At 70.2% G+C, this 19,254-nt stretch carries 16 protein-coding genes; 8 read left to right on the plus strand and 8 right to left on the minus strand.

Annotated features, from left to right (window positions below; translation table 11 throughout):
• Positions 1-498: a DUF456 domain-containing protein gene (locus GVY64_RS31425; RefSeq protein ID WP_236567402.1), complete on the minus strand. Its 498-nt coding sequence runs from the start codon at positions 496-498 to the stop codon at positions 1-3.
• A 146-nt stretch (positions 499-644) separates the two neighbouring features.
• On the opposite strand from GVY64_RS31425, the gene GVY64_RS31430 reads away from it, so the two are divergent.
• On the plus strand, positions 645-1,742 hold the full coding sequence (locus GVY64_RS31430; RefSeq protein WP_159849411.1) for a CaiB/BaiF CoA transferase family protein: 1,098 nt from the start codon (positions 645-647) through the stop codon (positions 1,740-1,742).
• Positions 1,743-2,113: 371 nt separating this feature from the next.
• Here the strand turns inward: GVY64_RS31430 and yczR are convergent, their stop codons facing one another.
• Positions 2,114-3,619: a MocR-like transcription factor YczR gene (gene yczR / locus GVY64_RS31435; RefSeq protein WP_159849413.1), complete on the minus strand. Its 1,506-nt coding sequence runs from the start codon at positions 3,617-3,619 to the stop codon at positions 2,114-2,116.
• 63 nt (positions 3,620-3,682) lie between these two features.
• On the opposite strand from yczR, the gene GVY64_RS31440 reads away from it, so the two are divergent.
• From GVY64_RS31440 to GVY64_RS31450, 3 genes are all read left to right on the plus strand, one after another.
• The gene (locus tag GVY64_RS31440; RefSeq protein WP_159849415.1) at positions 3,683-4,021 is read left to right on the plus strand and encodes a hypothetical protein; all 339 of its coding nucleotides are present in this window, start codon (positions 3,683-3,685) and stop codon (positions 4,019-4,021) included.
• A 103-nt stretch (positions 4,022-4,124) separates the two neighbouring features.
• Complete coding sequence (locus tag GVY64_RS31445; protein ID WP_159849417.1) at positions 4,125-4,763, plus strand: methylated-DNA--[protein]-cysteine S-methyltransferase; 639 nt, start codon at positions 4,125-4,127, stop codon at positions 4,761-4,763.
• Positions 4,764-4,909: 146 nt separating this feature from the next.
• Positions 4,910-5,746 (plus strand): alpha/beta fold hydrolase, encoded by an 837-nt coding sequence (locus GVY64_RS31450; protein ID WP_159849419.1) that lies wholly within the window; start codon positions 4,910-4,912, stop codon positions 5,744-5,746.
• Between the two features lie 8 nt (positions 5,747-5,754).
• Here GVY64_RS31450 and GVY64_RS31455 read toward each other — a convergent pair whose 3' ends face one another.
• The 3 genes from GVY64_RS31455 to GVY64_RS31465 form a co-directional block, all read right to left on the minus strand.
• Positions 5,755-6,039 (minus strand): hypothetical protein, encoded by a 285-nt coding sequence (locus GVY64_RS31455; protein ID WP_159849421.1) that lies wholly within the window; start codon positions 6,037-6,039, stop codon positions 5,755-5,757.
• On the minus strand, positions 6,036-8,642 hold the full coding sequence (locus GVY64_RS31460; RefSeq protein ID WP_159849423.1) for a helix-turn-helix transcriptional regulator: 2,607 nt from the start codon (positions 8,640-8,642) through the stop codon (positions 6,036-6,038). Before GVY64_RS31460 ends, GVY64_RS31455 begins: the two co-directional genes overlap by 4 nt.
• Before the next feature lie 116 nt (positions 8,643-8,758).
• A complete protein-coding gene (locus GVY64_RS31465) occupies positions 8,759-10,048 on the minus strand; it encodes an adenylosuccinate synthase (RefSeq protein ID WP_159849425.1) in 1,290 nt (429 codons plus the stop codon).
• A gap of 280 nt (positions 10,049-10,328) precedes the next feature.
• On the opposite strand from GVY64_RS31465, the gene GVY64_RS31470 reads away from it, so the two are divergent.
• Together GVY64_RS31470 and GVY64_RS31475 are read left to right on the plus strand one after the other, a co-directional pair.
• Positions 10,329-10,988 carry a hypothetical protein gene (locus GVY64_RS31470; RefSeq protein ID WP_236567404.1) on the plus strand — a complete coding sequence of 220 codons (660 nt, stop codon included), beginning with the start codon at positions 10,329-10,331 and terminating at the stop codon, positions 10,986-10,988.
• Positions 10,985-11,761, plus strand: a complete 777-nt coding sequence (locus GVY64_RS31475) for a site-2 protease family protein (protein WP_159849429.1) — start codon at positions 10,985-10,987, stop codon at positions 11,759-11,761. Before GVY64_RS31470 ends, GVY64_RS31475 begins: the two co-directional genes overlap by 4 nt.
• 326 nt (positions 11,762-12,087) lie before the next feature.
• Here GVY64_RS31475 and GVY64_RS31480 read toward each other — a convergent pair whose 3' ends face one another.
• Both GVY64_RS31480 and GVY64_RS31485 read right to left on the minus strand, forming a co-directional pair.
• Complete coding sequence (locus tag GVY64_RS31480; RefSeq protein ID WP_236567410.1) at positions 12,088-13,224, minus strand: FUSC family protein; 1,137 nt, start codon at positions 13,222-13,224, stop codon at positions 12,088-12,090.
• A gap of 72 nt (positions 13,225-13,296) precedes the next feature.
• Complete coding sequence (locus GVY64_RS31485) at positions 13,297-13,740, minus strand: DUF3151 domain-containing protein (RefSeq protein ID WP_159849431.1); 444 nt, start codon at positions 13,738-13,740, stop codon at positions 13,297-13,299.
• Positions 13,741-13,931: 191 nt separating this feature from the next.
• Here GVY64_RS31485 and GVY64_RS38175 point away from each other — a divergent pair, with 191 nt between their 5' ends.
• Positions 13,932-16,541, plus strand: coding sequence for an Rv0361 family membrane protein (locus GVY64_RS38175; RefSeq protein ID WP_236567411.1), 2,610 nt, complete (start codon positions 13,932-13,934; stop codon positions 16,539-16,541).
• Between the two features lie 98 nt (positions 16,542-16,639).
• Positions 16,640-17,707 (plus strand): fused (3R)-hydroxyacyl-ACP dehydratase subunits HadA/HadB, encoded by a 1,068-nt coding sequence (locus tag GVY64_RS31495; RefSeq protein ID WP_159849433.1) that lies wholly within the window; start codon positions 16,640-16,642, stop codon positions 17,705-17,707.
• Between the two features lie 8 nt (positions 17,708-17,715).
• Here GVY64_RS31495 and GVY64_RS31500 read toward each other — a convergent pair whose 3' ends face one another.
• Positions 17,716-19,182 (minus strand): DUF4185 domain-containing protein, encoded by a 1,467-nt coding sequence (locus tag GVY64_RS31500; protein WP_159849435.1) that lies wholly within the window; start codon positions 19,180-19,182, stop codon positions 17,716-17,718.
• Positions 19,183-19,254 lie beyond the last annotated feature (72 nt).

Here is a 19,254-nt window from a genome sequence, read left to right on the forward strand (position 1 = left end):
TCAGACCGCGAAGACACCGGCGAGCCAGACGCCGGTGGCCAGCAGCGCGCCGAAGAGTTCGATCAGCATGGACAGCCCGACGCCCTTCAACGCGTGCATCGTCGCCTGCCACGCCTGCCGGTTGGCGCGCAGCCGCTGGAGTTCCGAAAGGTACACGCCGAGAACGAAACCCAGGAACAGGCCGACCACCGGGATCACGAAGAAGCCGACGACGCCGAGCACCGCGCCGAGGAACAGCGACCTGTTCGACACCCCCGCGTCCTTCAACCTGCGGCCGGGCCAGGTGTATTTGACGACGCCGGAAATCACCAGCAGCAGTGCGCTGATCGCGAAAACCGTCCAGGCCGTGGCACCTCCGGTCAGGAAAGCCCAGACGGCGATGGCCGCGAAGATCAGGATGACACCGGGCAGGATCGGCACCACGATCCCGACCAGCCCGACCAGAATCGCGAGGCCGGCGAGAAGGTTGTACCACCCCTGATCAGACAGCGCTTCCACACGTGCAGCCTAGAGCCGGGCACCGGCCAGGGCGAGCTGTAGCGGCGCGGCGTTATTGTCATACTGTCAATACATCCCTCCCGGTCCCGTCCGGGAGGACGCACCGGCCACCGGTGCGCTGGATCAACGACGAACCGAGGTAGGGCGTGAGTACTCCATCCACCGCCGAGCAGGGCCCGCTCGCGGGCATCAAGGTCATCGAGTTGGCCGGCATCGGCCCCGGTCCGCACGCCGCGCTGCTGCTCGCCGATCTGGGCGCCGACGTGGTGCGGGTGCAGCGCGCCGGCCAGTTGCCGGGCGGTTTCGACCGTCCCCAACTGCGCGGCCGGACCATCGTCGAGGCCAACCTCAAGGACCCCGCCGACATCGAGAAGGTGCTGGGCCTGATCGAGAAGGCGGACGTGCTGATCGAGGGCTTCCGCCCCGGCGTCACCGAGCGCATGGGTCTCGGCCCGGACGACGCGCTCGCCCGCAACCCGCGCCTGGTCTACGGACGGATGACCGGCTGGGGCCAGGAGGGCCCGCTGGCCGACCGCGCCGGTCACGACATCAACTACATCTCCATCACCGGCGTGCTGCACGCCATCGGCCGCAAGGGCGAACGCCCGGTTCCGCCGCTGAACATGGTGGGCGATTTCGGCGGCGGCTCGATGTTCCTGGTGTTCGGCATCCTCGCCGCGCTGGTCGAGCGGCAGCAGTCCGGCAAAGGCCAGGTGATCGACGCGGCCATGGTCGATGGCGCGCTTGCCCTTTCGCACATGATCTGGGGCATGCGCGGCGTCGGCGCGTGGTCCGACGAGCGCGGCGTGAACCTGCTCGACACCGGCATGGCGTTCTACGACACCTACGAAACCTCCGACGGCAAATACATGGCGGTCGGTGCGATCGAACCGCAGTTCTACGCGCAACTGCTCGCCGGACTGGAGATCGACGCCGACGGCCTGCCCTTCCAGCTCGACCCCGCCGGGCAGGAAACTTTGAAAAAGCTGTTCGCCGAGCGGTTCCGGACCAAGACCCGGGACGAATGGGCCGAGATCTTCGTCGGCACCGACGCGTGCGTCTCTCCGGTGCTCACGTTCGACGAGGCGACGCGCAACGAGCACATCGCGGCTCGCGGCTCCTTGCTGAAGCTGGACGACATCACCCAGCACGCCCCCACCCCGCGATTCTCCCGGACTCCGAACGGGATTCCGACCCCGCCGCCCACCACCGCGAGCGCGATCGAGTCGGTCTGGGCCGACTGAGCACCTGTGGGGTGCCGTGGCGCAGCCGCCACCGCACCCCGCCGCTCACTCGATGCCTTGCCGCGCACGATAATTGAAAGTTGCAACAGACCAACCGGTTCGACAGTGCCGCACCGGCCCTGCCATACTGTCTCCGAGCAGGCGGCTTTCGGCAATTGCGGACATTCCCGGACATCGTCCGGTCCGCTCCTTGACCGCCGCTCTAGTTGGAGGCCTCGGTGCCGTGCGAGCTTTCGTACGCCGCCCGAACACGAGGTGGGCCAGTCCCGAGGGGTGACCGGCCATTCGTGCCCGGCGGCGCTCGGAGGGGAGTGCCGCCGGCGGAGGCTCTCCCCAACGGCACAGTGCCCCCGCGCGGCGGTGAGATCGCCTCAGTAGCAGGTCAACGGCGTCAAAGGATCCGCGGCGCGGGGCGTCAGCGCCGCATAGGCGGACGCGATGGCCTTGACCGCCAAACGCAATTCGGGCTCCCGGTGGGTGAACGGCAGCCGGAGGAACCGTTCGAACGCGCCCTGCACGCCGAATCGAGGCCCGGCCGCGAGCAATACGCCGTGGTTGGGCGCCGTGGCGGCCAGCGCCGTGGAGACCGAGGTCGGCAGCTGCGCCCACACCGACATGCCGCCCGCGCCGACGGTGACGCGCCAGTCCGGCAGTTCTTCGGCGAGCGTGTCGAGCAGAGCGGCGCGCTGCGAACGCAACTGGTCCCGGCGGCGGTCGAGAATCGTCTCGGCGTGCTCGAGCAGGTGCACGGTGGCCAGCTGGTCCATGACCGGGGTGCCGAGGTCGACGGTGGAGCGAATGCCGAGCAGCTTGGTGATCAGCGCCTGATTGGTCCGGATCCAGCCGACGCGCAGACCGCCCCAGAACGATTTCGAGGCCGAGCCGATGGTGACGATCTCAGAACCTTTGGCGAAGGCCGCGACCGGCGGCGGTGTGCGCTCCGCGTCGAGCCCGAGATCCGCCATGGACTCGTCGATCACCACGGTCATCCTGGTTTCCCGCGCGATGGCGGCCAGTTCGGCTCGGCCGCCGGCGTCGAGCAGCAGGCCGGTCGGGTTGTTGTAGTCCGGCACCAGGTAGGCCAGGCTCGCCGCGGTCTGCCGGGCGGCGCTGCGGATTCCGTCCAGATCCCAACCGCCCGCCGGGTCCTCCGGACGCAGCGGCACCGGCACCGGCCGGGCGCCGACGTCGCGGATCGCCTCGATGGCGTTCGGATAGGTCGGATGGTCGATGAGCACGCGAGCGGCGGGCGCCGTGAGCACGTTCAACAGCAGCCGCAGACCGTGCTGGGCGCCGAGGGTGACGAGGATCTGCTCGGGCTCGGTGGGCAGCCCGCGCGCGGTGTAGCGGCGGGCGATCGCTTCACGCAGCGCCAGCACACCGACCGGGTCCATGCCGTGCGTGCCGAGGTAGGCGGGGATTCCCTCCAGGGCCGCCGAATACGCGTCCTGCATCTCCAGCGGTGCGGCCATGGCGGCATAGGTCATGTCGATGGTGGGCAGCTCCGGCGAGCCCATCATCGCCAGGATGCTCCTGGCCGGTTTGACGCCGTCGTGCTGCACGTCGCGGGGCAGCGCCACCGTGCTGCGCGACCCTTGGCGGCTGATCAGGTAACCGTGCTCGCGCAGCAGCGCGTAGGTGGAGGTGATGGTGGTGCGGCTGACCCCGAGGGTGGCGGCGAGATCGCGCTCGCTGGGCAAGGCGACGCCCAGCGGTGCGCGACCGTCGTGGATCAGCAACCGGATGCCTTCGGCGAGTGCCAGGTACGCCGGGCGGGCGGAGCGCCGACCGGCCGAATCCGGATCACCGTCGTGCGCGTGCCGCCAATGGCCCAGATCGCGGGCAAGACTGCCCGCGCCGATCACTCTTGTCGCCATACGGTCCAGTATCGACCGATTGGATATTTCTTGGCAAGGCCAGTGACGCGCACGCTGGCGGACATGACCGCCCTCGCCACCCTGCTCCTGGTCGCCGTCTTCGGCTACCTGATCCACCGCTTCGCGCCGAGACGCGACGAGCGCACCTTCCGTCTCGAACGCTTCCACCCGGGCACGCCGATGTCCGACCAGCCTCTCTCCTACTACGACCACCAGCGCGGATACTCCGATCTCGTCGCGATCTACGGTCACCGCGACGCGCTGGACCCGGATTCGTCCAGCGGCGCGGAATCACGCCGGACCATCGCGCGGTCGCTCACTTCGATCCGTGGCCGAGCGCCGCGGAATGCCGCCGCGCCCGCACCAGACCAGTGCGGCGGCAGTTCGCGTCCAGCGGCGTGACCTGCGACCCGGGCACGGACTCGACTACCGCAGCCTAAGTCCAGTTCGACAAAACTGGACTGGTCGTTGCGAATATGTCGGTCCCACGGTGCAGACTTGGCTCATGAGTGACGCCCCGAGCCTCGCTGCCGATCGCCCGGCGATCGAGGCCACCGGTCCGGCAACGGAGCCCGTGGTCTCCGGCCATCCCGCGCTGTCCGGCCCGGTCGCGGCGACGCTGTTCGACACCGCGATCGGCTGCTGCGCGATCGCGTGGAGCGGCGCGGGAGTGATTCGATTCCAGCTCCCGGAAGCGAGCCCGGCGGCCACCCGAGCGCGCATCACGCGCGCCCGCGCGGGCGAGAAGCTGCCCGAGGAGCCACCCACCGGCGCCATCGCCGAGGCCATCGCGGGCATCCGTGCCCATCTCGCGGGGGAACTCGACGACCTGCGCTGGATCGCTGTGGACACCAGCGGGATACCGGAATTCCACCGCGCCGTCTACACCGTCACGCGCGCCATCGACCCCGGCCACACCCTCAGCTACGGGCAGGTCGCGCACCGGGCGGGCGCACCCGGCGCCGCTCAGGCGGTCGGACAGGCTCTGGGCCGCAACCCGATCCCGCTGATCATCCCGTGCCACCGCGTGCTCGCCGCCGACCACGCCCTGCACGGCTTCTCCGCCCCCGGCGGCATCGACACCAAGCAGCGCCTGCTGACCATCGAGCGCACCCCCGGCTTCGGCGAACCCACTTTGTTCTGAGCAACCACCAGCCCGAGTGGAGCCCTCGGGTCCTGGTGTCGTGGCCCCGGATCCGCCAATGGTCCGATGAATCTGTCCAGTTCGCTTCGTCCCTACGAGGGAGACATCGGCAGCACCCGCCGATGCGGAACGAAAGTGAGCAGACCATGGAGACTGTGACATCGGCCGATGGCACCGTGATCGCGTTCGATCGGCACGTCGGCGGTGACAACGGAGTCGTGATCCTGATCGGCGGCGCCTTCGGTTTCCGGAAGTTCCCCAAAATGGTCGAGTTGGCCGCGGCACTCGCCGAGCAGCACCGGTTGACCGTGCTCAACTACGACCGGCGTGGCCGCGGTGACAGCACGGATTCGCCCGGCGTCTACGACGTCGACCGCGAGATCGATGACATCGCCGCTGTGCTCGAGGCCGCGGGCGGTACGGCGGCGTTGTTCGGCTGGTCCTCGGGCGCCGCGCTCGCGCTACGAGCCGCCCAGTCCGGCCGAGTGCGGGGCATCACGAAGATCGTGGCCTTCGAGCCGCCTTTCGTGGTCGATCGGGAGGGGTTCGTGCCGGAGCCCGGCCTGGAAGCGCGGCTGCACGAACTGATCGCCGCGGATTCTCGCGGCGACACCGTTCGGTTCTATATGACCGAAGCAATGGGGATGCCGCGTGTGATGACCGCGGTCATGCGATTCACCCCCTTCTGGAAAGGCTTGTGCGCCACGGCTCCCTCCACCGCCCACGACTGGGCCGTGATGCGCGACTTCATGCGCGGCGAGCCGCTGCGGCCCGAGGACTGGTCCGGAGTCGGCGTTCCCACGCTGGTCATCGCAGGTGGCAAATCCGACGCGCTACTCAGGAAGGGAGCCCGCGCCGCCGCCGCGGTACTTCCCGACGCTGCTTTCCGCGAGATTCCCCGGCTCAGCCACAATCCGAACATCGGGCTGCTCGCCCCGGTCGCCGGTTCGTTCCTCACCGGCGCCGAGCAGCCCGCCGGGTAGTACACGGTTCAGTCGATGGGATGCGTGCGGAAGAACTCGCACGCATCCCCGGTGATGTAGCCGTCCTCGCAGCCGAAGTAGGTCTGGATGCAGGCGTTCGTCGAGCAGCCCAGCTCGATCAGCTTCTGCCGGATCCGGGCGCTGCGCTCCTGGGGCGTCTCGGTCTTCGGCGAGACGGTCGCCGAGGGACGCGCCGAACTGGTGACCGGTTGCGGCTGCCCGTCCGAGCACCCGGCGGCCAGGACCACTCCGGCTGCCAGCGCGCAGATCAGAGCGGCCGAACGCGCGGTCATCCCCCGGCCCCCGACTCACCGCGCATCAGCGCTCCGAGGGACTCGCGATCGGTGACGTCCATCTTGATGCAGGCCCGGTAGAGGTGTCCCTCCACGGTGCGCACCGAGACCGTGAGCCGGTCGGCGATCTGCCGGTTGGACAGGCCGGCGGCGACGAGATTCGCGATCTCGCGTTCCCGCGCGGTCAACGGGAGGGGCTGGGCGGCCTGCCGCAGCGCCGGGGTGCTCGCTCCGCCGCAAGCGGCGGCGAGCCGGTTGGCCGTGGCGGCGGACTCCAGCAAGCGGCGCCGATCCCCGCTCCGCTCGTGTGCGGACGCGGCCTGCGCCGCGGCGTCGGCGGCCGACAGCAGCACCCCGAGTCGCTCGAATTCGGCTGCGGCGGCGTCCAGCGCGGGTCCGTCGTGGGCGACGAGCGCCACCGCATGCCGCGCCTGCGCCTGCACCAGCCGCCCTTCCACCCGCTCGGCCAGCTCCACCAGTCGTCCGGAGACGGAGTGGTCGCCGAAGCGGGCCGCGGTGTGCAGTGCCATGGCCTCGATCGCGTGCTGATGGGAGCGTGCGGCCGCGTCGGCGGCGCCCACCGCGATCCGGATGGCCGGAGTCACGGTTCCTTCGGCGGCGGCCAGCCAGGCGCGCGCCACTTCCAACTGCGGTTCGTACACCGCGCTGTGCCTGCCGCCCCGCGCGGTGGCGTGCCCGATCGACTCGGCGGCGTCGGCGGCGCGACCGAGTGCCGAATACGCCTCCGCCAAACGGATTCTGGCGGGGAACATCCAGGCGGCCGCGCCCTCCGCGGCCAGCGCGGCCAGCGCCTGTTCCAGATTCTCGATGCCGTCCAGGAACCGGCCCTGCGCCACGTCGACGGTGCCTTGCAGGATCTTCGACATGCCCCAGGCCAGATACTGGCCCGGCGATGAGTAGCCGACGAACGCTCCGGCGCAGCGCCGGGCGGCCTCCAGATCGCCCGCGAAGGTCAGGGCGAGTACCTCGGCGTGCGTGGACATGAAGCGGTTGAGCCCGTCGATGTGCCGTTCCACCTCGTGCCCGCGCGCCGCGTACTGCCTGGCCGCCGCGCTCTTGCCCAGCAACGCCGACGCCAGGCTGCCGCCGAACGCCGCCCACCACACCGCCCACGGCGGCGCGCCGTCGGCGGACATCACCGCCTCCGCCTCGGCGATCGCGTCGTCGACCCGGTTCTCGTTGACCAGGCTCGCGGACGCCAGACCGGTGAAGATGGCCGCTATCTTCGGATGCCGCACCTTCCCGCGCACCAGCTTCAAAACCTCGTCGGCGCGATCGGCGTCGCCCATGGCCCACAACAAGTTCGCCACCCGGGTGCTGCCCCAGCGCGCCAGCTGCACCTCGTCGAGCTGGTCGGGGTCGAAGCTGGCCAGGGTGCGCTCGGCCTCGATCCGATGCCCCTGCCACAGCAGCGCGCGCGCCAGCAGGTCGGCGGCCTCCACGCCGCCGCGCCGTTCCACGGCGGCGCGGGCGAAACGCTCGCCCAGCGGCAGATTCGCCAATCCGATCGCGTCGGCCGCGGCCGCCTCGAACAATTCCAGGTCCGCGGATTTGTCGCTGTCGAGCGCCAATTCGGCCAGCCGGATGCGGTCGGCGGCCGAATTTATCCGGCGCTCCTTCAGCGACGAATACAACCTGCCGCGCAGCCGCCGCGCCGAGGCGATGCCCAGCCTGCGCCGAATCACCTCACCGAACAGCGGGTGGTTGTATCGCACGATCAGATCTCGGGAATTCTCCACGACCCGGATCACACCGCGCGTTTCGGCGGCTTCCACCGCGTCCTCACCCGCCAATTCGGCCAGGACATCCAGATCGATCGGCTCACAGAAGGTCAGCAGTTCCAGTACCCGCAGTACCGGCTCGGGCAGCTGCTCGACACGGTCCTCCAGGAGCGCGGCCAGCTCCGAGGTCACCGCCGCGCGCCCGCGCAGCTGCCACACGCCGTTGACCTGGCGCAGCGTGCCCGCCTCCAGCGCGCCCTCGACCAAATGCCGCAGGAACAGCGCGTTTCCGGCGGAGGACTCCCACATCAGATTGGCGGTGAACCCCTCGAGCTGCCCGCCGAGCATGGATTCCACCAGCTCCACACTCTGGCGCTGGGTGAACGGGCGCAGGTCGATCCGGGTCAGGTGGCCGTCTTTCCACAGTGAGGTGACCGCGTCCGGCACCGGTACTCCGCTGCGCACGGTCACCACGATGTGCGCGGCTTTGTCGATCGCCAGCTGCAGCAGCAACGTGGCGGAGAGCTGGTCGAGCAGATGCGCGTCGTCCACGCCGATCACCGTGTCCCCGTCGGCGAGCAACGCCTCACGCGCCGCCGACATGAAGGTGACCGGATCGTGCGCCGTATAGACGCCGACCATGTGCGCGAACACCCCCAGGGGAATACTGCGCGCCGACTCGGTGCCAGCCACCCACCGGACGTTGCCGCCGATCGCGGAGGTGGCATGACGCGCCAGGGTGGTCTTACCGACCCCCGCGTCGCCGGTCAGCACCACGCCGACGTGCTCCGGACCGGTCAGCGCCGCACGGATCGCCTCGAATTCGCTCTCGCGCTCGATCATCGGCCAGTTCCGAGCCATGCTCTAACTGTAGTTCTTCACCGATCATGATCGAAGCCGAGCGAGCACGATAGATGTGGCCAATTTTCGGTGATATTGCCGAATTTTCGCTGGCCCACGCAGAATACGAACAGGTTCTAGCCGAGTACGTCGTGCCGGACGATGGTCTGATCACGCCCCGGACCCACGCCGATGCAGGAAATGCGGGCGCCGGAGAGCTCCTCCAAACGCAACACGTACGCCTGGGCGTTGGCGGGCAGCTCCTCGAAGGTGCGCGCGCCGGAGATGTCCTCCCACCAACCGGGCATTTGCTCGAAAATAGGCTTCGCGTGATGGAATTCGGTCTGCGTGGTCGGCATCTGCTCGACCCGCTCGCCGTCGACCTCGTAGGCCACGCAGATCGGCACCGTCTCCAGACTGGATAGAACGTCCAGTTTGGTGAGGAAGTAGTCGGTGATGCCGTTGACCCGGGTCGCGTAGCGGGCGATCACGGCGTCGAACCAGCCGCAGCGGCGGGCGCGACCGGTGGTGACGCCGACCTCGCCGCCGGTCTTGGCCAGGTAGGCGCCGAACTCGTCGAACAGCTCGGTCGGGAACGGGCCGGAGCCGACCCGGGTGGTGTAGCACTTCAGGATGCCGAGCACCGTGTTGATCCGGTTGGGGCCGATGCCGGCGCCGACCGCCGCGCCGCCCGAGGTCGGGTTCGACGACGTGACGTACGGGTAGGTGCCGTGGTCGACGTCCAGCAGCGTGCCCTGCGAACCCTCCAGCAGCACCGTCTCACCGCGCTCCAGCGCCAGGTTCAGCTTCAGCCGGGTGTCGGCGATCCGGTGCTTGAAGCTGTCGGCCTGGGTGAGGACCTCGTCGACCACCTGCTGCGGGTCCAGCGCGCGGCGGTTGTAGATCTTGACCAGCACCTGGTTCTTGAACTCCAGCGCCGCCTCGACCTTCTGGGTGAGGATCTTCTCGTCCAGCACGTCCGCGACGCGCACGCCGACGCGGGCGACCTTGTCCTGGTAGCACGGCCCGATGCCCCGGCCCGTGGTGCCGATCTTCTTGTTGCCGAGGAAGCGCTCGGTGACCTTATCGATGGCCACGTGGTACGGCATGATCAGGTGCGCGTCGGCGGAGAGCAACAGTCCGGTGGTGTCGACGCCGCGCTCCTCCAGGCCCGCCAGTTCGGCGAGCAGCACGCCGGGATCCACCACGACGCCGTTGCCGATGACGTTCGTCACGCCGGGGGTCAGGATGCCGGAGGGGATCAGGTGCAACGCGAAATTGTCACCGTTGGGCAACACGACGGTGTGGCCGGCGTTGTTGCCGCCTTGGTAACGGACCACCCAGTTCACCCGACCGCCGAGTAGATCGGTTGCTTTGCCCTTCCCCTCGTCGCCCCACTGGGCGCCGATCAGGACGATTGCCGGCATGGTCGTGTCTCCTACGGTTCGACAGGCAACACTGGTGTGTTGCAGCTACCTGCCGTACTGAGGCGGTGGCCGGAAGCACAGTCTAGCCGACCTGTCCGGAGCGGCATCGCAGCGGATCTCGTCGTAGGCTCGACAACCGTGTGGTCGCGGCCGGGCAGGGCTATGGTTGCACGGCACGCCGAGCGGCAGCCCGGTGCGCACGGACGAGCCGCAGCGGGTTCGGCCGCGATGGCGAGGGGCCCGACGGTGTCGGCTCGAACCGAGGAGGGTGTACGGCAGCTTGAGTACCCATGTTCTCCGCTGCGACGGCGCACCCGTACCCATCGCGCTCGCAGCACTGCCGACCACCCAGACGGCCGCCATCCCCGCTCCCGCAGTGATCGACGAGCTACTTCCCGTGCTGGCCGCCGACAGCCTGCCCCGGCTGATCGTGCTGGGTGTGGACGTGGCGCTGGCCGCGGTGCTCACCCATCTGATGCGCACCGAACGCCTGCACGTGGAGATCGGCTACGTGCCGGTCGAGCGGACCTACGCGTCGCGCGCCTACCAGACCGGCACCGGCAACGCCGCCGCCAAGCGCGCCATCGAAGGCCGCGCGGTGGAAACGCCGCTGGTACGCGACGACACCGGCAAGGTGCTCGCGGGGCGCGCGGTGATCACCGGCGTCGGCGGCGAGAAGCTGGATGGCGAGGCGTACGTCGACGACACCCTGCTGTTCTCCGGGCAGGTGACGGCCATGCTCGTCTCGCCGTGCCTGGAACCGCCCGGCGTGCGGGCGAGCGTGCGCAAAGGCTTCCGCAAGCGGCGCTGGCTGGAGGGACGAGCGGCGCAGCTGGGCACGCCCGGCGCGATCGTCACCCGGGACGGCGTCCAGGCCGATCGGCCGGTGCCGCGCTCGAGCTTCTACCGCCATCACGAACCGTGGCTGCTCGTGCGATGAGCGTTCCGATCCATCGCAGGTCGCGCGCGGTGCGGCCGAGCCCGGTGTTCCTGCTCGTGATCGCCCTGACCGCGGTGGGCGGCGCGCTGGCCTGGGACGCACCGCTGGACTCGACCAGGGCCAAGGCCGGAGTGTTCGTCTTCGTGGTGGCGGGCTGGGTGGTGTCGCTGTGCCTGCACGAGTTCGCGCACGCCTACATGGCATGGCGCGCGGGCGATCGCGAGGTCGAGTTGCGCGGCTACCTGACGCTCAACCCGCTGAAGTACAGCCATCCCTTGCTGTCGATCGTGTTGCCGATGGTGTTCATCGCGCTCGGGGGGATCGGTCTGCCGGGTGGGGCGGTCTACGTGCACACGCACAATGTCGCGCCGCGTACGCAGCGGATCATCAGCGGGGCCGGCCCCGCCGTGAACGCGCTGTGCGCGGTGCTGCTGCTGGTGACCGTTCGTGTCCTCGGCAGTTCCAGCGCCCATCCCGCGTTCTGGTTCGGCGTGAGTTTCCTTGCGTTCCTGCAGATCACCGCGACGCTGTTGAATCTCGTCCCGCTGCCGGGACTGGACGGCTACGGCATCGTCGAGCCGTCCCTGAGCTACCAGACCAGACGCTCGCTGGATCAGTTCAAGCCGTTCGGCATGCTGATCCTGTTCGCGCTGCTGTTCACCCCGGCCATCAACGAAGTGTTCTTCGACGCGGTGTACGCGCTGTTCGAATTGTCCGGCGTGCCGTCGAACTGGTCGCGCTACGGCGGCTATCTGACGCGATTCTGGACCTGAACCTCGGCGATTCGCGCCTGAGGTCGATGGTCGGTGTGTGGCGCGAGGCCGCCCGGTCGGATCGGCCGGGCGGCCCCGCTACTTCGCACGCTTCCGATCCGCCCCGCCTTCGGCCATCACACCCCTTGGCCGAGGGTCCTTTTCGTCCACGTGCGAAGTGGTCGACCGCGATACCCCGCGACTCGCGGTCACAAGGCAAAGTTATGGCGGAAGACCGCCCGGAACGCGAGTAGCGGACTACCCGAAGATCGAAATCTCGACTCGCAGCGCCGGACGCGGACCACGTGTCCGGCACGGATGTCCGAATACCGCTGAGTAGTAAGGGTTCAGACCTGGGGCTGCACGTAGGGGTTCTTGACCGTCGGCGGCAGCAGGGCAATCGCCGAGATACGTTGCACCCCGCACACCTGCATCAGATCTACCAGCGTCGAACGCACCTGCGCGAAGACGACGTGCGCCGAAAGCCCCGCCCCGGCTACCAGTTCCGGGCGCGCGCCCTTGGCGACCGAGCGCAGTACGCGGGCGGCCTCGGCCTGGTCGGGCTGCTCACCCGGATCGGCCAGCATCATCCGGCGCACCACGTCCACGGCTTGGCCGAGGCGCTCCACCTCGTCGATCAAACCGGGATCGAGGATCTCGTCGTCCCGCACCAGAGTCAGCGAGCGCCGCAACAGGACTCGGGTGTTGCGGATGGCGTTGTCCAGCGGGTCGGCCGTGGCCCTGATGCGTTCCAGACGCGGACGGGAGTTCCAGTACAGCGGCGAGATCCGGCTGATCTCGCGGCCGCCCTCCAGCGTGGCGCGCAAGGAGTCGATCTGCGGCTGGGTGGCGCGCATCGCGGTGAGCGCGTGGTGCAGCTTCTCCGGATCCTGCTCGAGCAGTCCGTCGGCGCACTGGGTGATCGACTTCCCCATCACGCCGAGGATGTCCGCGGCCAGCGTCCGCGCTCTGCGCACGGGATGCAGGGGAATCGCGGCGACCACGACCACGCCGACCAGACCGCCCACCAAGGCGTCGATCATGCGGGAGAGCCCGCCGCCCGCCGAGGGCGGCAGCAACGTCGCGACCAGCACGGCGGAACCGGCCGCCTGCACGGTGATCACCGAACCGCCGTCCAGGAACACCGCCGCGGCCATGGCGACCGCGACCACCAGCGCGATCTGCCATACGCCGGTGCCCGCGCGGGAGATGAACAGGTCGCCGATGCCGATGCCCACCGCGACCCCGACCACCAGTTCCACCGAGCGACGCAGCCGCGCGCCGAAGGAGATGCCCATCGACACCACGGCGGCCGTCGGCGCGAAGAACGGCAGGGCGTGACCGATGACGTGATGCGCGAGGAACCAGGCCAGCGCGGCGCCGACCGAACACTGGATGATCGGCAGCATCGACCGGCGCAGCCGCGCCCACGACGTGCGCAACCTCGCCATGCTGTTGGCACGGGTCACGCTGATCCGGGACATCGGGTCGAACGCACCCCTCACCCGGACGCCGTTGCTCATCGAGTCGCTACGCGGTGCACCGATCACTACGACTCAGTCGAGGCCGAGCTCCGCGGCCGCCCGGGGGTCGCAGTCTTCCAGCAGGTCGAGGCAGCGGGCGTACTCGTCGGTCTCGCCGATCGCCTTTGCGGCGCGGGCCAGCGCGCCGACGCTGCGCAGGAAGCCGCGATTGGGCTCGTGGCTCCACGGCACGGGACCGAAGCCTTTCCAGCCGTTGCGGCGCAGCAGGTCCAAGCCGCGGTGGTAGCCGGTGCGGGCGAACGCGTACGCGGCGAGGATGTCGTGGTTGATCGCCTCGTCCTGGGCTTCGCCGCGGGTCAGCGCCGCCTCGGCGAGATACGCCCAGGCGATCGAGGCGGCGGGGTGCTCCGCCGCGACCCGCACCGGATCGACGTTGTCGAGGAGCGCGTCCTCGGCGTCGGAGATTTCGGGTAGCAGTACCGGCTGCGGGCCGAGCAGGTCACCGAACGAGGTCATGCGGTTCATTCTGCACCGCGCGACGGGTTGCTCGACAGGCGGCCGTACTGGTGCGCCGTCCCGCCGCCGCCGCGCACGCGAGCGGCTCGGAGTCCATTCGGATCGACGTGGAGCGATGCCGGACTTCGCCGGGCGGCGACCATTAGGCTGGCCGTCGAGTTCAAACAGTTCCGCTTTGACGAGGGGTGTGCGTGTCCGACCCGAACGACGAGAAGAATCCGGCGCCCGACAGCGCCGAACCGGCCGACGCCGCCCGGGCCGACGCACGCCCCGGCGCTGCCACGGAACGCATCCCGGCCCCCGGCAAGGACGGCCCGGCGGCGTCTGCCGCGCCCACCGAACGCATCGCCAAGCCGCAGCGGCCGACTACCGCGCCATCGGGCACCGGCGATTCCGCCTCGGGTGCGGCCGCGTCGGCGACCAGTCCGAAGGCGGCGACGAGCCCGAAGGCGGAGGCGGGCACCCGCGGCCCTGCTCCCGCCGCGCCGCGAGCCGAAGGTGCGAAAGAAGCGCCCGCCGGCTCGGGCAGCGGTCCGGTCTCGGCCGAAGGCACCGGCGCACCGTCGAACACGGCGGGTGCGAAACCAGCGAACGGCCCCGCGGGCAAGACGAACTCACCGGCCCCCGCACCGGCGGCAGGCACCGCGAAGAGCGCCAACTCCGCACACCCCGGCGACCAACCCGCAACCCCGGACAACCGCACGAGCCCCCCAGCCCGACCTGCCCCCGCGAACCCTCCGGCAGCAGGCACCGCGCCGAGCGCGAACTCCGTAAACCCCGGCGGCAAGCCCGCAACCCCGGACAACCGCACCAGCCCCCCAGCCCGACCTGCCCCCGCGAACCCTCCGGCAGCAGGCACCGCGCAGAGCGCGAACTCCGCGCAGCCCGGCGGCAAGCCCGCAACTCCGGACAACCGCACGAGCCCCGCGAACCGGCCTGCCCCCGCGAACCCTCCGGCGGCAGGCACCGCGCCGAGCGCGAACTCCGTAAACCCCGGCGGCAAGCTCGCAACCCCGGACAACCGCACCAGCCCCCCGGCCCGTCCTGCCCCGGCGAACCCTCCGGCGGCCGGGCCCCTCGCTGGGTCAGTCGCGCCCGATGGCATGAGCGCCAAGGGCACACCCTCCTCCGGCCCCGGAGCGAAGGCTCCGTCGCCGAGTTGGGCCCCGAAGCCCGCGGGCGGCGCACCCGGCTCGGCGACCGGCGGCACCGGTGATCCGAACGCTCCCGCCACCGCCCGTCCCCAGGTGAGCCGACCGGCCGCGCAACCCGAGGGCGGCAAGAGCACGCCCGGCGGCTCGGCCGCGTCGAGCGCGCCAGGCATCAAGGGCACGGCGCCCGCCGGACCGGCAGGCCCCGGCCAGGCGAACCCCCCGGCGGGCCAGGCCGGTGAACCGGGGCGTTCCGGCGCGGGCACGTCCGAACCGAATCGGCCCCCGAACGCCGATGCGGAGACCGCCGAAATCGGCGGCAAGGCCGCGCCGAAGCAGCCGGAGGCCGGCGCGGCGAAGCCCGGCTTCGCACCGAACCAGCCGGGCGAAGCGCGCACCGTGGTGATCAAACGGGATCAGATGCCGTCTGGCCCGGCGCGCGGATCCGCGCCGGGCGGGGCCCCTGCAAGCGGTTCCGCTCCGAAAGACGCCGCGCCACAATCGACTCGGCCCACGCAGGACAAGGCCGCGCCGGAGTCCGGCACGAAAGCGGGCCCGGCGGCAGCGGCCGCGAAGAAGGCGGGGCCGGGCGCGCCAGGTGACGCCACTGCATCCGGCGTGCCCACCGGCTCGGAGTCGCGGAACGCGGCTGTCGCGCCGGGCGTCGAATCCGCGACCGTCGTGATCCGCAAACCCCAGCCCCCGGCCGGGCCGGCGGCTTCCGCGCCGGAGCAGACCGGGGAATCCGGCGATCAGCAGAACCCGCCCGGTTCGGAAGACGTGACGATGGCGATGCCGGTGGTCAGCCGGGACGACGCAAAGACCGTCGCGCTCCCCGTCCAGCGCCCCGCCGACGGTGGCAGGCCGGGGACCGATCGTGTGGTCCCGCCCTCGGCGGGACCGGTTCCGATCACGAAGCCGCCGAGCACGCCCCGTCCGGCGGCCGGTCCGAAGCAGCCCGGCCCGCACGGCCCTTCCGCGCCGCCGCAGCACGGACCAGGAGTCGAGGAGACCCGACCGTCACCGCCGCGTCCCCAAGGCAGGCCGCGCCAGGTGGCGACCGCGCCGTCGCCCGCGGACGTCCAGCAGACGGTGCCCGCGCAGTCGATGTCGGGTCCGCGCGCGCCGCAGACCCGGCCCGTCGCGCCGCCGCAGCGGATCCCCCCGGCTCCGCAGCCGGGCGCCGGGGCGTCCGCCACCGGCCCGGCTCGACCCGATCGACGGCTGATCGTGCTGGGCGCGGCGGGCGCGCTGGTGCTCGCGCTGGTCGCGGTGGTCGTGGCACTCGTCACGATGTCCGGCGACGACTCCCCCGAAGCGCAGGTGCGCGGCGCGATCACCAGCTACACCGACGCGCTGAAGGCAGGCGACCTGGACGCTCTGCGGTCCACCACGTGCGGTCCGCTGCACGACTTCTACCAGGGCATCCCGAGCGATCAGTTCGCCGGCGTGCACAAGCAGTCGGTGGAGCGCAAGACCATCCCGGTGGTGGACAGCATCGACGCCATCCGCATCACCGAGGACACCGCCATCGCGCAGGCCACGGTGTACACCGACGCCGATCCGGCGAAGCGGTCCGCACGCACCTTCGACCTGCAGCGCACCGACGACGGATGGAAGGTCTGCGACCCGCCCGGCAGCACCCAGTAACCAACCGGCCACGCGATAGCCGATGAACATCGATGCCGGTCGCGCCCGTCACATTCACCTGGTCAATGGTCCGGATCGCCAGTAGCATGGCCCGGATCATGAGCAGGGAGCAGACGATGGCACGGCCGGACATCGATGTCGTTCCGGCGACGCAGGCCGGACGGCGATTCCGGGTGCGGGACCATTACGAGGTCGGCAGGGAGAAAGTGCGGGAGTTCGCCCGCGCGGTCCAAAACCACCACGCGGCGCATCAGCGCGAAGCCGACGCGCGCGCGCTCGGGTATCCCGGGATCATCGCGCCGCCGACCTTCGCCTCGGTGATCGGGATGACCGCGACCAGGGCGCTGCTGGACTCGGTGCTCATCCAGTACGACCTGTCCCAGTTCCTGCAGACCGATCAGGTCTTCGAGATCTACCGGCCGATCCTGGCCGGTGACCGGATGCGCAGCGAGATCGTCATCGAGTCGATTCGCCAGTTCGGCGACAACGACTTCATCGTGGTGCGCTTCGCGCTGAGCAACCAGCACGGCGAGGTCGCCATCGTCGGGTCGACCACGATCGTCGCGCGCCGCGGCGCCGAGGTCGACGCCTCCCTGAGCGATGTGGTCGACAACATCATGATGCACGGGCGCCCGCTGGAATCCCCGGCAGCCGCCGCCGATACGGCGCACGATGACGCGCTGGTGCCGCTCGGCGTCGGCCCGTTGGTCGAGCCGGACGGCCACGAGATGACGACCGTGCACACGGCGCCCACGTTCGACGAACTCACCGCAGGCGATCGGCTTCCCGACGGCGCCTTCCGGCTGACCCGCGGCGACCTGGCGAACTACGCGGGCGTGTCCGGGGACGCCAATCCGATCCACTTCAGCGACCACGCCGCGCAGCTGGCCGGTCTGCCGACCGTGGTCGCGCACGGCATGCTGACCATGGGCTTGGCCGGTGGCTACCTCGCCGCGTGGTTGGGCGATCCGACCGCCATCCAGAAGTTCAGCGTGCGGTTCTCCGGCTTCGTCCCGGTCGCCGCCGACGCGGCGAGCACGGTCGATTTCTCCGGCCGGATCAAGTCGCTGGACCCGAGTGCGCGCACCGCGACCATCCTGCTCGGCGGCACCTCCGAAGGGCGGAAGTTGTTCGGCCGCGCGGTGGCCGAGGTCCGGCTGCGCTAGCGCGGGGGTCACTCCCCGAGCACGGAGTGCATCAGGTAGACGTTGTAGTCGCTCCAGGTCGACAGGGTGAAATAGAAGTCCGTCCCGGACGACCACGGGTGGATGAACCCGCCGTACAGCTCGGGATAGCTCAACGCCGACACCGTCGGCGTGCTCTCCGACCACACGCCCTGCGGTGTGTCCGATTCCCGTACGACGATGGCGGCCTTCGTCGTGTCCAGATAGCTCATCTGCCAGACGCCACGGGCGGCGTCGTAGCGGACGGACAGTTCACCGGCGGGACCGTCCACGATCGGCGTGGCGGAGCCGAATCCTCCGACGGGAGTCCACGCGCCGTCGCGCCAGTACTGGTAGGCCGTGGTGTTGAGCAGCTGGTCCTCCGGCACGCGGGCCAGCCCGACCGCGCCGAGGCGGGTGTTGGGCGTACCGAACATGTAGACGTGACCTTCGTGCGGAACCATCGCGCTGACTTGGAAATTCGCCAGACCGAAGATGTTGTCCCAGCGCGCGTGCGGGTCCTTCGTCCAGGTCTGGCCGTGGTCGTCGGAGTAGGCGATGCCGCCGTAGTTCGTGAAGAAGGTGCCCGGCAGGCTGTTCCAGGTCCGAATCGACATGTAGCTCAGGTACTGCCGCTCGCCGAGCGCGAAACCCGAGGTGGGAATGGTGGTGACCTCGACGTTGTCCAGCTTGCGGCTGGAGAGCACCTCGGCGGCGTGGCACCGATCGTCGGTGACCATCCGGTCGAAGGTCACGCCGTCGGCGAGGTCGCGATCGGTGCTGAAGGCCAGCACGTTGCTCCGCCAATCCAGCCCCATGCCACCGGGCGGATGGAAGCCGCGGCCCACGGTGTCGCCGAACGCGGTCGCGATCTCGCCCGGCGCGCTCTCCCACATGATGCCGAGGTCGGTGCCGTCCACCTGCCACCGTTTGTCGGTGCGGTTCACCGAGTTCGCGCCGGTCAGCTTCGCCACCTCGCGGGCGGGGCCCAGCCGCGGCGCGGGCCGGGCCGGTGACTGCGCCGCGGGTTCGACCGGCGGCCGCACCGGCGCGGGCGGCGGCGGCACCTGGCCGGGGTCCGGACCGGGACCGGGAATCGCGAAGTGGAACGGCTTGGGATTCAGCAGGATCTCCGGGATTCCGAGCTGAGCCGCGAGACTCGGTGGCGCGCCGGGCAGATCGGTGAGATCCGGGCAGGGGTTGACGCAGGGGTCCGGCGGTAGCTCCATCCGCGTGCGCTTCGGCGTGGGTTCGGGGGCATTCGCCGGGAGCACGGTGACCACCGGATAGGGAATCGGCACCTCCAGCGTTTTCGGCACCAGTGGCTCGTGAGTCGCCACCGGGTCGGTCGCGCACGGCCCCACTCCCGGAACAGCGGCGGCCGTTTCGGGCGCGGCCGCGGCGGGCCCATCGGCGTAGACCAGCATTGCCGCGCCGATCACCACCGCACCGACGGCGGCCGGCATTCGCATCGCCATAGCAAACCCCTCGGAATCCATTGCGGACACGAACCTTGCGGACACGAACCAGCGGAACGACCCTACCGCGTT

The organism is Nocardia sp. CY41, from assembly GCF_009829325.1.
GTDB lineage: Bacteria > Actinomycetota > Actinomycetes > Mycobacteriales > Mycobacteriaceae > Nocardia.